This window comes from Enterobacter cloacae complex sp. 277I4 (assembly GCF_050031465.1).
Taxonomy (GTDB): domain Bacteria; phylum Pseudomonadota; class Gammaproteobacteria; order Enterobacterales; family Enterobacteriaceae; genus Enterobacter; species Enterobacter cloacae.
Window position 1 is genome coordinate 2,277,318 of sequence record NZ_JBLGWC010000001.1, and the last position, 15,069, is coordinate 2,292,386.

At 51.7% G+C, this 15,069-nt stretch carries 13 protein-coding genes, 1 pseudogene and 1 riboswitch; of the genes and pseudogenes, 5 read left to right on the plus strand and 9 right to left on the minus strand.

Translation table 11 applies throughout. The features are described from left to right. Positions 1-262 precede the first annotated feature (262 nt). From osmV to ACQG19_RS11110, 6 genes are all read right to left on the minus strand, one after another. A complete protein-coding gene (osmV, locus tag ACQG19_RS11085) occupies positions 263-1,411 on the minus strand; it encodes an osmoprotectant ABC transporter ATP-binding protein OsmV (RefSeq protein ID WP_029882806.1) in 1,149 nt (382 codons plus the stop codon). Then, positions 1,411-2,058 (minus strand): osmoprotectant ABC transporter permease OsmW, encoded by a 648-nt coding sequence (gene osmW, locus ACQG19_RS11090; RefSeq protein WP_006808875.1) that lies wholly within the window; start codon positions 2,056-2,058, stop codon positions 1,411-1,413. Before osmW ends, osmV begins: the two co-directional genes overlap by 1 nt. Before the next feature lie 8 nt (positions 2,059-2,066). Further along, on the minus strand, positions 2,067-2,966 hold the full coding sequence (gene osmX / locus ACQG19_RS11095) for a glycine betaine ABC transporter substrate-binding protein (RefSeq protein ID WP_222168326.1): 900 nt from the start codon (positions 2,964-2,966) through the stop codon (positions 2,067-2,069). An 18-nt stretch (positions 2,967-2,984) separates the two neighbouring features. Next, positions 2,985-3,695 (minus strand): osmoprotectant ABC transporter permease OsmY, encoded by a 711-nt coding sequence (osmY, locus tag ACQG19_RS11100; protein WP_205918095.1) that lies wholly within the window; start codon positions 3,693-3,695, stop codon positions 2,985-2,987. Positions 3,696-3,964: 269 nt separating this feature from the next. Next, entirely contained in the window at positions 3,965-4,708 is a 744-nt protein-coding gene (locus ACQG19_RS11105) for a YoaK family protein (RefSeq protein WP_246932062.1), read from the minus strand. A 155-nt stretch (positions 4,709-4,863) separates the two neighbouring features. Next, entirely contained in the window at positions 4,864-5,487 is a 624-nt protein-coding gene (locus ACQG19_RS11110) for a glutathione S-transferase family protein (protein WP_040023135.1), read from the minus strand. A gap of 431 nt (positions 5,488-5,918) precedes the next feature. On the opposite strand from ACQG19_RS11110, the gene ACQG19_RS11115 reads away from it, so the two are divergent. The 3 genes and pseudogenes from ACQG19_RS11115 to ACQG19_RS11125 all read left to right on the plus strand — a co-directional run. Further along, on the plus strand, positions 5,919-6,374 hold the full coding sequence (locus ACQG19_RS11115) for a hypothetical protein (protein ID WP_095907758.1): 456 nt from the start codon (positions 5,919-5,921) through the stop codon (positions 6,372-6,374). A gap of 257 nt (positions 6,375-6,631) precedes the next feature. Then, positions 6,632-7,408, plus strand: a complete 777-nt coding sequence (locus ACQG19_RS11120; RefSeq protein ID WP_222168328.1) for a hypothetical protein — start codon at positions 6,632-6,634, stop codon at positions 7,406-7,408. Between the two features lie 295 nt (positions 7,409-7,703). Further along, a pseudogene (locus ACQG19_RS11125) lies at positions 7,704-7,877 on the plus strand (DUF4225 domain-containing protein); the annotation flags it as partial. Between the two features lie 632 nt (positions 7,878-8,509). On the opposite strand, the gene ACQG19_RS11130 reads toward ACQG19_RS11125, so the two are convergent. Beyond that, positions 8,510-9,976 carry a DUF1254 domain-containing protein gene (locus ACQG19_RS11130; RefSeq protein WP_038419292.1) on the minus strand — a complete coding sequence of 489 codons (1,467 nt, stop codon included), beginning with the start codon at positions 9,974-9,976 and terminating at the stop codon, positions 8,510-8,512. A 10-nt stretch (positions 9,977-9,986) separates the two neighbouring features. Further along, on the minus strand, positions 9,987-11,465 hold the full coding sequence (locus ACQG19_RS11135) for a DUF1254 domain-containing protein (protein ID WP_114518734.1): 1,479 nt from the start codon (positions 11,463-11,465) through the stop codon (positions 9,987-9,989). 403 nt (positions 11,466-11,868) lie between these two features. Between ACQG19_RS11135 and ACQG19_RS11140 the strand changes: the two genes are divergently transcribed. Further along, complete coding sequence (locus tag ACQG19_RS11140) at positions 11,869-13,056, plus strand: OmpP1/FadL family transporter (RefSeq protein ID WP_222168329.1); 1,188 nt, start codon at positions 11,869-11,871, stop codon at positions 13,054-13,056. Positions 13,057-13,161: 105 nt separating this feature from the next. Here the strand turns inward: ACQG19_RS11140 and ACQG19_RS11145 are convergent, their stop codons facing one another. After that, positions 13,162-13,557 (minus strand): DUF4440 domain-containing protein, encoded by a 396-nt coding sequence (locus ACQG19_RS11145; protein ID WP_222168330.1) that lies wholly within the window; start codon positions 13,555-13,557, stop codon positions 13,162-13,164. A gap of 293 nt (positions 13,558-13,850) precedes the next feature. Further along, a riboswitch (guanidine-I (ykkC/yxkD leader) is annotated at positions 13,851-13,949 on the plus strand. 57 nt (positions 13,950-14,006) lie between these two features. Here ACQG19_RS11145 and ACQG19_RS11150 point away from each other — a divergent pair. Beyond that, positions 14,007-15,065, plus strand: coding sequence for a putative urea ABC transporter substrate-binding protein (locus ACQG19_RS11150; protein WP_222168331.1), 1,059 nt, complete (start codon positions 14,007-14,009; stop codon positions 15,063-15,065). Positions 15,066-15,069 lie beyond the last annotated feature (4 nt).

The window sequence follows — 15,069 nt, forward strand, 5'->3', positions numbered from 1 at the left end:
GAAGCCCCGGAAGGGGCTTTTTTGTGCTCACATGCAATAAAGCCAGCATTAAAAATACATAGTGCAACGTAAAGCCAGATAGAAGCTGCCACGGTTAAAATTCACGAATTGAATCGTAACGTGGGGTTATACGAATGACAGCAAATTACGATCTTGACGATATGGTGAAAGATGTCGCTTTTATTCTCACTTCTGAAATTCGCTGGTGAGGCCAACATAAGCCCCGAAAGGGGCTTTTCTGGTCTGTATTAAAATATAATTCTCAACTCTCACTGTGAATATTCAGCGCCCTGCGCGTACGCCCTGAGCTGAGGTACTCCGCGATATAGTCCTGCGAAATCTCGCCGTTATAGCGACCCTCTTCATCCACAATCGGCATCCAGCTGGTGTTGCTTTCATACAGGCGGGAGAGCACCACGCGCAGGTTATCTTCCGCTTTGCCGGTCATACGGAATGGATGCAGGATATCGGCACAGGTGCCGCTGGCGTTGCGCGCTTCCCGGCGTTTCACAAACCCCAGCGGTTTACCGTGTTCGTCCACCACGGTGATGGCGCGGATATCGTTATCATCCATGGTGGCAAAGGCCTCTGGAAGCGGGGTAGAGCCGCGTACCGTGATAGTAGGTTGCTGGTCGGTGACGTCGCCTGCCGACACCAGCAGCAGGCGCTTCAGGGTGCGGTCCTGACCCACAAACGAGCCGACAAACTCGTTCGCCGGCTTCGCCAGCAGCTCGTCTGGGCTGGCGCACTGGACAATCTTCCCCTGACGGAAAACGGCGATACGATCGCCCAGCTTCAGGGCTTCATCGATATCGTGGCTGACCAGCATCACCGTTTTCTTCAGCTTGCGCTGCATCTCCAGAAACTGGTTCTGGATCACTTCACGGTTGATGGGGTCCACCGCGCCGAAGGGCTCATCCATCAGCAGCACTGGCGGATCTGCCGCCAGCGCGCGGATCACGCCGATACGCTGCTGCTGGCCGCCGGACATCTCGCGCGGATAGCGGTGAAGAAACTTACGCGGATCCAGCGCCACCATATCCATCAGCTCTTCGGCACGGGTTTTACACCGGGCTTTATCCCAGCCCAGCATGCGCGGCACCACGGTAATGTTCTCTTCGATGGTCATGTTCGGGAACAGGCCAATTTGCTGAATCACGTAGCCGATGTTGCGGCGCAGCGTCACCGTATCCATCCCGCTGGTGTCTTCACCGTTAATCAGGATCGTGCCGCTGCTTGGCGTAATCAGGCGGTTGATCATCTTAAGGGTGGTGGTTTTCCCGCAGCCGGACGGGCCGAGCAGGACGCACATTTCCCCTTCGGGCACGTTCAGGTTGACGTTGTCGACGGCCTTAAAGGTCTGGCCGTGCTTCTGTGAAAAATGTTTGGTGAGGTTTTCCAGTTTTATCATTATCGAATCCCCTTCGGAGTCAGTACCACCTGCAGACGGTGCAGCAGCCAGTCGAGCACAATCGCTAAAAGACAAATCATCAGCGCCCCTGCAATCAACATGCGGATATCGCTCCCGCCGATGCCGTTAAGCAGCAGCAGGCCCAGGCCGCCCGCGCCAATCACGGCGGCAATCGCCATTACGCCGATGTTCATCACCACGGCGGTGCGGATGCCGCCGAAAATCACCGGTAGCGCCATGGGAATTTCAACCCAGCGCAGCCGCTGCCAGAAGGTCATGCCGATGCCGCGTCCGGCCTCACGCAGACCCGGCGGCAGGCTGTCCAGCGCGGTATGGGTGTTGCGTACTATCGGCAGCAGCGAGTAGAGAAACACCGCGGTAATGGCGGGCAGGGCACCAATGCCCTGACCGATCAGCGAAAACAGCGGGATCATCAGGCCAAACAGGGCGATGGACGGAATGGTCAGCACGATGGTCGCGATGCCCAGCACCGGTGTCGCCAGCCATTTGTGACGGACAATTAAAATGCCGAGCGGAACGCCGATAATAATGGCCAGGCCAACCGCCAGCGCCACCAGCCACAGATGCTGCAGCGTCAGGGTTAACAGGTAATCCCAGTTATCCAGAATGTAGTGAATCGTCTCCATAGCGCCTCCTACAACAGCTTATTGCTACGCAGGAAATCACGGGCGACCTGCTGCGGTGACTGATGATCGATATCCACCTTCTTGTTCAGCTCGGTGATAACGTCGTTGTTGAGCTGGGCGGAGAGGGTGTTTAGCGCCTCTTCCAGCCCCGGGTTCGCCTCCAGCGTGTCTTTACGCACCACCGGGGTGACGGCATAGCTCGGGAAGAAGCCTTTATCATCTTCCAGTACTTTGAGGTCGAAACCTTTCACGCGGCCGTCGGTGGTGTAGATCAGCCCGGCATCAACAAAACCGTCGCGCACCGCGTTATACACCAGGCCGGGATCCATCTGGCGGATCTGCGGACGGTCCAGCTCCATGTTGTAGGCCTTCTGCAGCGGCTTCATCCCATCGCTGCGCCCGGCAAACTCAAGATCCAGTCCCAGCAGCCAGTTTTTGTCCGGGTTGGTTTTACGCACCTGCTCAATCTTCGCCACCATCTCAGACATGGTGTTGATATGTTCCGCTTCGGCGCGTTTACGCTGCATGGCGAAGGCATAGGTGTTGTTCATATCGGCGGGTTTGAGCCAGACCAGACCGTGTTTCGCGTCCAGACGCTTAACCGTCTCGTAAGACTCCTGCGGCGACATGCGCTTGTTGATGTGGTTAAAGATGATCAACGACGTACCGGTGTACTCCCAGGTCATATCAATCTGTTTGTTGATCATCGCGTTTCGGGAGATAACGGTCGCAATATTGGTTTGCGGCTGCACCTGGAACCCTTTCTTTTGCAGGTACTGCACGGTCATGGCCGAGAGAATATGCTGCTCGGTAAAGCTCTTGGTCGCCAGAATCAGCGGGGCGGCTATTGCCTGGCTGGTGAAGAGCGCCGCGGCACACAGCGCCGTCAGGCCGGATATTAGTCTCATGAAAGCTCCTTGTTATTGTTATCGAGCGAGATGGGGACTCATCACGCGACCCAGCGCAGCCAGCAGGGTGTCGAGGATCAGGGCAAACAGCGCGGTGGCCGCCGCGCCCAGGATCAGCGTCGGGAAGTCGTTCAGGTAGATGCCGGGGAAAATCAGCTCGCCGTAGCTGCTGGCGCCAATCAGGAAGGCCAGCGGAGCTGTACCCACATTAATGGCGGTGGCGATGCGGATGCCCGAGAGCATCACCGGCCAGGCGTTAGGTAACTCCACCTGGCGCAGACGCTGCCATTTGGTCATCCCAATCCCGTTGGCCGCTTCCAGTAACGACGAAGGCACCGAGCACAGCCCGGCGTAGGTATTGCGCACAATCGGCAGCAGCGAGGCAAGAAACAGGGCGATGATGGCTGGCGTATCGCCAATGCCAATCACCACCATCGCCAGCGCCAGAACGGCCAGCGGCGGCAGGGTGTTGCCGACGTTGAAGATTTGCATCACGTATTCGGCTACCCCACGCGCCGCCGGGCGGCTGAGCAGGATACCCGCCGGAATGCCAACCAGCAGTGCGAAGAACATCGAGGAAAATACGAGAATTAAATGCTGTTGCCCGAGGTAAACCAGGTCAACCTGACGCGCCTTGATCGTCTCCAGCCCAATGCCCCAGGTGAGGAGGGCCAGAACCACGATTATGGCGCCGACAAACAGCAGCGAGCGTTTGAGTAATGGATGCATTGCGGTGTGTCTCCCTGTGCGCATGCGTTATCGCAATCAGCGGTTGCCTGTTGTTATGCCATGTTTCGGCAGGGGTAGTTGACCTATAGCAAGCGTTTGGGAAGGGTTCCAGCGAAGGGGGACAATCAGTAACCCTATGAAACTAGTGACAACCTTGATTAAGCCTTATGAGGTAAGGGCTGGCTGAGTGAGGGCAGAATAGTCCTAAAGCGACTTCATGAAAGTGACGGTGTCACAATTGTCGCGACATTCTGCCCTCTGCGTTTTGATTATCGGCCGAGTGCTGCGCGAACTTTGCGCACGCGCACCGCGATGGTAATCATGGAACAAACGGATACCAGCGCCAGTATTACACCCAGCGCCAGCATCGCATTAAACCCAATCCACCGGAACAGGAGCAACCCTGCGATACCGCCGGTAATAAACGAGAACAGGGTGGTTAAGTGGGTTTTAAGCTGGCTTTTCTGCGCCGCTGTATCTTTGGAGTAGTCCCGGCGCAGTATCGCCACGACTACCGAGGCCAGCGATATCCCCGCGTCCGTCAGCGTTCCGGTAATGTGCGTCGATCTCACCCGTCCGCTGGAAAGCTGGGTGGAGGTGGAATTGTGGATCCCCATTAGACCACAGAGAAAGATAATAATCGTGCGGTTGCTGGTGAGGGCATGGAAATACATTTCGTATACCGAAATACCGGTCAGTAATAACCCTTCGACAAACAGGATCTGGCAAAAAACCAGCCGGATATTATGGATAATGCCCCAGATAACAATAATGCGCGCAAGAATGGCACCCGTGACAAACGCCAGAATAATGGAGCCAAAGAAAATAATATCGTTAAGATCGGTGGAAGAGACTTCGCTGGATAATTGTGAGGTATTGCCGGTCATGTGAGAGGGGAAAAAGCCAAATGCCCCAAGGGCGATGGCGTTGAGCAAGCCGGCGGATGTCGCCAGCCAGAGGGCTAACCGGCGATCCTCCTGATGCGTTCGTTCTTTTTTGAGTTTAATCAGCAAGAATACCTCCGGGGTGAGCTTTGCCTGAAACGTCAGGCTAGCAAAGCGATACAACGGACAGTCCAGGATATGGCTTAATTATTATTCCCTCTGACGACATGCAGGGTTTTGTAATTAAATAAAATATCCTTGCTGAATATAGGGCCGTGGGGAATTCAGACCATGCCGTTATTTCCGTGTCGCAAAAATGCCGGGCGCTGATTAAGACGTTCAAACCAGGCATCAATGGCAGGCACAGCGGGTTTGTCAAAAGGCGTCATTTTCCAGCGGTTCACCGACAGCCCCAACACTACATCTGCAAGCGTAAACGTTTCGCCCGCAGTAAAGGCGCCGGTGCGCTGCAACTGCTGCTCCAGAATGCCGATGCAGTGGTTCCACTCTTTTATCCCGGCGGCAATCCGCGCGGGATCGTTATAGTCCGGGTTTTTGCGCCCCAGCGCCGGGAAGACATAGCGCCAGGCGTTGTTGAATTCGGTTGCCTGCCAGTCCATCCAGCGCTCGATGTTAGCGCAGGCCTGCGGCTGCGATGGCAGCAGGTCATCGCGTCCGGCTTTGCGCACCAGGTAGCGGCAGATTGAATTCGATTCCCACAGCACAAAATCGCCGTCGATCAGCACCGGCACCATGGCGTTGGGGTTCAGGGCGCGGAAGGCGTCCGTTTCCGTCGAGGCAAATCCACTGCCGTAATCTTCCTGCTGATATGCAATTCCGGCTTCTTCGCAGGTCCAGAGGACTTTACGCACGTTGATGGAGGTGGTTTTGCCGAGGATGGTGATCATGGGTCAGGTGTCCTGCACTGGAATGAATGGTTTAAAAACAATACATCAGTTTTGTGAAAGAGGTCGGGGCAAAATTGGGTGGTGAGTGCGCTGGATTGGGGAAGTGATACCGTCTTTCTGGAAGGAGCCTCGCAAACCTAAAAGTAACCCGGTGAAAATGAGGGTTAATGCTTTTATTCCGGTTACCTGGGCCGTAAAGTGACGGCGTTGCGGCACATCCGCAATCGGGTGTAGGAACCCGGATCTCACAGTGCGACTTTATTTTGTCGCAACAGTGCATATGCCGTTAAAATCACGGTGGCGCTGGCGGAGCAGCCGTTAAGGCTGGCCGTTTTCTCTGTGGGCGGTATTCCTACCTCCGTCAGCGCTGCCCCCTCGAGCGTAGGAACTCATCGGGTGGTTAATTCAATTTCATACACTGAGGATGCCTTATGGCTACTATCCCAACCCTGTCTTACCTGCAATCTGACGAAAACATTATTCAGCAGCTTATTACCCGACCCCTTCCGGTTGACGCCGATCTTTTTGACGTTGCTGATAACTGCGCCGCGCTGGTGACCGTGCTGGTCGAAAGCGATGATAGCGTGATTAGCACTGCACTCTGCGAGCGCCTGCTGCAAGCGCTTCATCGACTGCGCGAACTCTGCGATGCCGATCTCCCGCCGAACCTTATTGAACAGTTGATTGTGGGAGAAAAAATGACCTCCTGCGTGCCGGACTGCTGGCACGACACCGCTACCCAGATAGACTATGCGCTGGCACTTACCCAGGCCGTTAAAGGGGGGACATTGCCCGCGAACGTTGCGAAAGAGCTTACGGGGCTGCTGCACGATATGATCTGGCTACTGGCGGAGTTTGTGAAGGAGCCGCGAATTGTGGCGCACTGAGTGCGGGCAGGCTTGGTTAGCTGCTTAGAGGGTGGTGAGGGAAAGGGGCTGGATGGGCCCCTTTGAGGTTTTTAGGGTTGCGTTGAGGTTGCTTTCGCGATTGGGGCTGGGAAATGGCTGCTATGAGCGAGGAGCGGACGTTAACTCATAGATTAAAAGGGGATTTAAATGTCAATAGCGCGACTTTGTGGGATACTTATCTTGTTGCTGACTAAGCCTCTACCTCTAAGGAATGTCATACACATTTGGTGGTCTTAATGGAAATATTCTTCAACTCATATCAGACAGAAGGCTGTTGCTTATGCGGGTCTAGTGGTTCTCTCACCGGAGAGCACAAAATAAAAGCTTCGGTGTTGAGAAAAATTTTTGGAAGTAATGCAATGGTCATTGGAGATTTTGATGATGGCGGCATTCTTCGTACAGCACAAGGTCCTAAGTCTAAGGCTTTCCATTTTTCGGCACGAATGTGCTCTTTATGCAATGGCTCTCGTACACAGCCTGCAGATCAGGAATTTGATCGATTTCACACTTTAGTTTCATCGCTGTTATCAGAAGGCAGGGACCCTTCTGAGGTGTTTAATATGCCACAGTATAATTTGGACTCAGAAGCCTACCTCAATGTGTTTAGATACTTTTCCAAAATTTTATGCTGCCAAATTGCAGAAGCAGGCGGCCCTCGCCCATTAGAAGCTTGCGAATTTGCTATAGGAAAAACGAGTAGGAACATTATCTTTCTACAAATTGATGTAGATCCAATCTACCTGACTTATCGAGATACATGCGGAGAACATGGTTTTGCTAGACATGGAGGACTTATTGTCCTTTTTGACTCAAAAACACACAATCCAACATGTTTCCAGAGCTTGTTAAGTTTGGGTGCTGTGAGATATCTTTTTTGGGTTAGATTTGATGCACTTGTTGGAGCTGAGTTACGTATATCCCACCATGAATTTTGGCTCAAATGTGAGGCCGCGTATCAAGAGGCTATAAAAAATCCACTATCGGATGAACAGCGATATCGCTTAGGTATTTAATTAAACTATGTGAAATACGATACTGTTCTGATTTAAGGTCTGAAGATATACGGCCCTGCTCCATACTGGAGCAACGTCCGCTCTTGGCACAAAGCGGACAAGCTCCTCGTCGAGGTATAGACCGTCCTCCGTTCGGAAATTTACCATCAAGCATGATAAAACCGACATTGAGTGCATGCGACTTCACCCTCTACCAGGTTCACTCGGGCAAAATCAGCCTCTGACAAGGCATTTACCGTTGCCCCTGACTATGCTGTACGTAAAACAACCATACATTTATGGAAAAGGATGCATGATGGATATTGCTCTGCTTAACAGGGGCTGTAACAGAACATGTTCAGATACGATGGTGAATCTGGAAGCCCGAAAACTGTTCGAAACAGCAAATCGGTTGTCAGCATTTTATTTACATGATGCCCTGACGCGTATCAAATTTATCGAGGAGATAAAACAGGTCGTAGAAAAGGAGCAAGGTGAATACGATGGGTCGTCCAGGACGCAGAGTGTTAAACTTTATGTTTTGTCCAGAACCGCCAGGATTTGTAAGACAAGACTGGCGGCTGAATAAATGTAACGATGAAGACAGTGATGAGTATTGATATTCCACCGCTAATTATATTTTCTTTCGATGAAAACAACACAAGAATGATAAAAACCAATAGGCAAGATGATGTTATCCATAAAACAACCCTGAATCGATTAGCCAGATCCTGAATTGCTTCCCCCAATGTTCCACCATAGCTTTCAACGTTGTTCTTAATCTTCTGCAAGTCAGATCGCGTAAAGCCAGAACTCAACAAAGCCTCTTCAGTAACATCCATATTGTCCTCTCAGCAAATCTTAACTGGCGATGCTGCTCGCAATCATACTGATCAACATTCACGCATTCCAGCCAAAACGGTGTCTGTCTATCTGAAACGAACCATCGTTATCCGGAATCTTTGCCATTAAACTCAGCTAAGCCACAAACAACCACAATTCTCCGCGGCGCAGCCTGAAGATGCCACGTATGGTTGCTCGTTGTGTACAGCAAAAGGTCATTAGCCGCTTAAAGAAAGGATAAAGGGGCTCCGATGAGCCCCTTTGTAGATGTCATTGCGATCAATTCGTGGTTTCAATTTTAGGCGGTTGCCAGGTGCCATCCAGAATGGCTTGTTCGCCCCAGTACGCTCGAATGTACAGTGAGAATGTACCGTCTGGTGCAGGTAACCAGTTATTGAGTTTATCCTCTGAAGGCCGGGTTTTGCTCACATACAGCGTCAGGGAGCCGTCATCATTAAATTTCAGATTTTTATTTTTTGTCCCCAGCGAGTAGCGATTCAGTTCGTTAGGGCTGAAAAGGTGTTTACTGTTATAGAGGGTTAAAGACCAGAAGCCTTTCACCGGTGGGAGCTGACCTTTAGGGAAGGTGACGGTGTAGTTATGTGCACCAGAGAGCTGGGCACCGGCAGCGTCATTATCCGTGTAGAAATATTGCGTTTCGTTCGGCTTATTATCGAACATATTCGATTTTGAAGTGCCGGTCCGGTTGTAATAATCGACCCCAAATTCAGCGTTATTTTTTGAGCGGTTCCAGCCATTACCCGCCGGTACACCGTTATGTTTCCATTTGAAAAACTCGGCGATAACCGTTTTATCCGTCTCGACTGCTGTTTCATCCATCCACTTGCGGATTTCAGGGTTTTTCTTACCCATTTCGACAAGGTGACGGTATTGGGCATACATGGCTTCTTCACCCGGTAACGGTGGCACTTTATTCAACACATTCTCAAGCTGATCGAAGAACTTTTCGGGTATAACCCACTTCGTTTCACCTGCGTTGGGATCGGCTTTTTCACCGATAGACGGTAATTTTGAATAGTCGTAGGTTTTCATTTTGCCGTCAAACTGACTTAACGGATAAGTCATGACCTCTTTGATCGGTGCCTGAATCGCCGCTCTGTCTTCGGCCGTGTCATCCATCTGGATACGCGGTATCACGTTTGCCATTTCCGTTGAAGAGCGGATGATGCCGTTAATGCCTTTCGGCGTTTCGCCTTTCCAGTCAGGTCCGACTAACAAATAAAAGCCAGGTTTAGTGCCATAGGGCTTACCGACGTTACCAATTTGATCGGTTCGTGCATCATAAATGGCGTAAACCCAGAAGCGGTCGCCAAAGTCTGGCACCTGTAGCACAACCGGTTCTTTATCCAACTCAAAGAAGCCCAGACCGTAAGCCACGTCCTGATTCGGACAGGTTACGAAGGTTTCTTCAGGCTTGATGTAATCCGTCAGCATACTGAGCTGCCCCATTGGTGCAACCGGCACCATACCGCCATTCAGCGCGGGCTCGGGCGCCTTCGTAATTGTCGCGCGTCGGTTGAACTGATTGACCATCGGCCAGCCCCAGATATAAGCCTGCTGCGCTATTGCCTTCACGTAGGCCTCTGGCATCTGCACGTCTAAAGAGGGTTGATTAAGCTGATCGAAACGCGTGGGATGCTGAATAGTGAGTGGTGCGCTCTCGGCAAAAACGTTGGCACTCAGGGCCAGGGCAGTAAAAAGTGCCAGTGTTTTTAATTTACTCATCGTAAGGTCCTTATTTGTTTGTCTGAACCAGATCGTCTGGTACCCAGGTTTGATCGTAAAAACCGTCTTCTGTGCCGTAGAGACGCAACGCCACAAGGAAATTACGATTAGGCACGGTTTTGATAAAAGCGGCATCGTCTACGCCATCCGGCTTGTTCGGGCCGAACCAGAGATCAATGGAACCGTCGCTGTTTTTCGGGATGTTGTAGTAGCCGTTTGTAGAAGGTAACAACTGGTCCGTTTCAGGCATCGTACCGTCGGTAATATTGTAGGCGGTGACCGCCCAGAACAGTGCTGCCGGTGGATTCGGTGGTAAATGCAACTTGTAGGTGTTGCTTCCATCAAGGAACTTGCCGGTATTGTCTCTGGATGTGTAAGGATATTTTGAGCCGGCACCGGTCGTATGCATAACCATAGCTGCGGCGCTGGAATAGGCGATCTGGAAGAATGCCGCACGCTGGTTGGCATCCAGCGTTCCGTACTGCATCCACTCTGCGGTTGCCCCGGCCCAGGAGTTCTCCCACTGGCGGTCTTTGTAGTAGAGCTGACGCTGATCGTCACGCCCCACCTGTCGGCGAGCCAGTATCATTCGCGGCGCAGTTGTAACCGCTTTGTTGAGCATTTCCTGCTGCTTCGCCGTTGGGGCGAATGGCTTTCCTTTAACAATCCCGATGCTTAACAACGCGCTACGCGTTTCCTCTGGGATCGCTGTTAACGGCTCATAATCCACGAAGGCTTTCAGCTTTTGCCAATAACTGGCATCGGTTGGATACATCATATTGACGCGTTTACCGCTGGCATCCGGGAACTGCATCGGCTTCACGTCTTTCTCAACATCCCAGAGGGGATAAATGCGCGTCGTTTCGGCATTTTTAACCGCCGGGATGGGATCAGGTTTACCGTCGCCTTTGCTCATGATGGTTCGGAAGAAGAGAAATACATTGTAAGTCGATGATTTAAAGGCGTAATAACCCTGCGGCACAGGGCCCTCATAATCAGGGGGTAATAACAGATACAGCCCGCCGCGAGCCCGATCCGGGCCGATGGCACCCACATCGGTAATGGTTTTCTGGAAGAAATCGGTAAACATACCGATAACGTTCGCCGGGGCTTTAATCACCAATGGGCCCGTTTCCTTCAGATCAAGGTAACTCATTGAATAGATGACATCCCCGTTTGGCGTCGGCACCACCGCTCGGCTATCCATGCGCTCTTTCCAGATGGGGAGAACGTTATAGCCTTTACCAAACGCCGCTTCAGAACCGTCGCGTAGCCCAATGGTGTTCAGAAGGGGCAAGGTTTGAATGTAGGCCTGGATAGCGTCCTGATAATACAGTTCATCACTGAGCGATTGTGCCTCGTCCTGAGCTAGCCAGTTGCCGTTATTCAGTTGTTTCATCAATGGAGAGAGCGGGGCATCGGCAGCAACAGCGTGGTGGGAAAAAGTCAATGCCAGCAAAACTGCAGAGGCTATCACATGAACCTTCATAAGCGTTTCCTGATTGAGTGAGCAGAAGAAACCAGCGGCATATGCCTTTGAAACGCTTAAGCACATCCTCGTCTGGCACTGATACATGTCAAATGCCATTTAAGAATAGTTAACTTTTCAAAAATGTAACCTTAAGAGTTGTTTAATAATAAATTTACGCAACGATCGGGTTTTCTTTTTTTCTCCAGACAGGGTAACGTTATGCGACATTGCGGAACGGGAAGGCTGGTCTATGCTCAACAGGATTGCGTCTGCCTGAAAAATAATGAGAGTGCGGAACGTTGCTGTGTATTTAATGTATATACCACGCCGTTAAAAAGGGTAATACAGCCTGACGGTAGCAGGGTGATGGCAAAAAAGAACGCGGAAGTAAAATTATCATTCGATAACAGGAAAATAGCATATGAGAAAAACGGCGTTGTTTTATCTGATAACGTTTCTTTCACCCGCAACGCAGGCCAGCGCACTCTATTTCTATGAGATTGGAACCGAAGATGCCGCGCTTGCCGGTGCGGGCCAGGCTGCACGTGCTCAGGACGCGTCCACAATCGTGACCAACCCGGCGGGCATGACGCGGCTTCCCGATCATATGTTTACAGGGGGGTTACAGGCCATGGATGGTGATATTTCCTATGACCTGGATAATGCGTCTGGTCGCAAAAGTCCCGGTAATGTGATGAATTTATTCCCCAATGCAAGCGCCTTTTATTCGCAAAAAGTCAATGACAGACTATATGCCGGTGTAGGTTTATATGGCAATTATGGTCTGGGAATTGATTTTGGTAACTGGGCCGGCGATCGCCTTATTAAAAAAAGTACAATGGTTGCAATGACATTAAGTCCGTCCCTGGCTTATAAGCTCAGCGACCGTGTTTCTGTGGGGGGATCCGTTAACGTAAATTATGGATTCCTTTCGCTAACGCGTAATGTCGACGATACCGACGTAAAAGAGAAAGATCATGACTGGGTAATGAGCTACCGTCTGGGGTTATTAATGGCGCTTACCGATCAAACGCGTGCGGGTATCACCTGGAACAGTAAAGCGGACTATGATTTTAATATTAATGCGAAAGCCCGTTTCCCGAATTTACCCAACGTGGAATATGAACTCCCGATTTCTGCGCAGGTCAGGGCGCCTCAACAAATCATGTTTAGCCTGGTGCATGATATATCCCAAACGTGGTCAATAATGGGTGACCTTGGATGGCAGGACTGGAGTCAGTTTGGGAGTCCACAGATTACGGTTGCCGGACAGCAAACCGCTCATAAAAATCGCCTCAAAGACTCCTGGCATGCCGCGTTCGGGTTGCAATATCGTCCGACAGAACAGTGGCGAATCAATGCCGGGGTGGCGTTCGACAGTACGGTCTATGAGTCACAAAATGATGTTGCGCTTTCATTACCTACCGGCGATGAGTGGCGTTTTGCGACCGGTGCGCAGTATCAAATAACACCGCAAAGCAATATTGGGTTCGCCTTATCGTACTTACATATGCAGTCTTCCCGCGTCCAGTCGCCAGAATACCTAAAAGGAAGCTATGACGATCCGCACCTGTGGTTTGCGAGTGTCAATTACAGCTATCAATTTTAACGTTGCAACATCCTTGAGTGATGGGGGGCTAGGCACCTTTTGACTGCTCTGCAGTAAAAGCAAAGCTCACGGCGAATAAAAGAGGGGACGTCATGTTTAGAACGTTTACATTATGTCGTTAGTGGATGTCGATACTGCCTGGAGTATGGTCCCTGATGCAGGTGTCCCCTGATGAAAGACCAGTTTCCATTCACCGTCATCATTACACTCCCAGCACGAGGAGCGAAGAGCGATTCGGCTGCCATCGGGATTAAATGTCCTGTAACACAAGAGTGCAACTCGCTCGCTTTGATGGAATATCTCAAAGTCGCTACTCAAAATAACAGTGACATTTAATTCGCTGGTGAGAGACTCAATAGTTTCAGCGCGTTCAATCAACACGCCAGAGCGGGTTATTTCTTTGAAGTTGGGGTGAAGAATATGCTCGAGCCATGCACGATCACTACGCCTTGCGCCATGGAGAGAACATTCGAGCGATTTCAGCTTTTCCAGGAGTGTCATTGTTGATCTCGTCACGGTGTTTTTTCAGACTTATGACAATACCCGCGTTAAGGCAAAAAGTCCGCTTCTTCCCCTGGTCAGGCACTCTGAGAATAAAATAAAGACCAGAAACCATGCCCCTATTTTTAGCTATCCCCAAAACGCCCCACCGCAGTGCACACCCCCCAAACCCGCTCCCCAAAACAGTGAAACCCAACCCGCAGCAATCCACAACCTACTAAAAAACAAAGCAAAACCATCCTGGCACACCCCTTGCTTAATCAACCGTGAAAGGGCAGCACACCACAATTTGAACAATAGCTGGCTAGGGTTCCGGTTCACCACGGTGAATGGCTGGTCCAAGAGCTGGCGACCTCTGAGAGGTTACACGGCGGGACAAAAGCCCGGGAGACAGCAGCACCAGACGGTGTCGCGCTGCCCCCTAATTTTGTGCCACTCAGAGGTCAAGCATGAAAAAAACGCCATTACTCCGCTCTCTTGTACTGTCGCTGGCAATGCTGGTCAGTCTCCCCACGTTCGCCGCTGTGAAAAAAGAGTTCAACGTCTGCTGGACTATCTACGCCGGGTGGATGCCCTGGGGCACCATCAGCAGTAGCAAAATCATCGATAAATGGGCCAGCAAATACGGCATCAAAATCAACGTTGTGCAGCTCAACGACTATATCGAATCCATCAACCAGTACACCGCAGGGCAGTTTGACGGCTGCACCATGACCAATATGGATGCGCTGACCATACCGGCCGCAGGCGGGGTGGACACCACAGCGCTGATCCTCGGTAGCTACTCGGAAGGCAACGACGGAGTAGTGATGAAAGGTAAGGGCAAAACCCTGAAAGATCTGAAAGGGATGAAGGTCTACCTGCCTGAGCTCTCCGTGTCCCACTATCTGCTGGTGCGCGGTCTGGAAAAAGCCGGGCTCGCAGAGAAAGACGTCACCGTGGTGAATACCTCGGACGCAGATATCGTCTCTGCGTTCGGGACCGCCAGTGTGCAGGCTGCGGTGGCGTGGAACCCGCAGCTTTCCGTCATCAAAGGCACGCCAAACACCACCGAAGTGTTCAGCTCCTCGCAGGTGCCGGGTGAGCTTATCGACATGATGGTGGTCAACACCGAGACCCTGAAAGACAACCCGGCGTTGGGCAAAGCGCTCACTGGCGCATGGTACGAGATGATGGGGCTGATGAAAGCGCAGGATGTCAGCGCCCTGAATGCGATGGCCGCCGCCTCCGGGACCGATCTCGCCGGGTATCAGGCGCAGCTCAAAACCACCCATCTGTTCTATACCCCGCAGGACAACATGGCGTTTGTCACGTCGCCGGATCTGGCGAAAACCATGCAGCGCGTGGCGTCGTTCTCCTTCGACAAAGGGCTGCTGGGCGAGGGCGCGCAGAGCGCCGATTTTATCGGTATGCGCTTCCCGGGCAATGTCACGGTGGGCGATGCCAGCAACGTGAAACTGCGCTTTGACGACAGCTTCGTGAAAATGGCCGCTGCCGGCACGCTGTGATAAC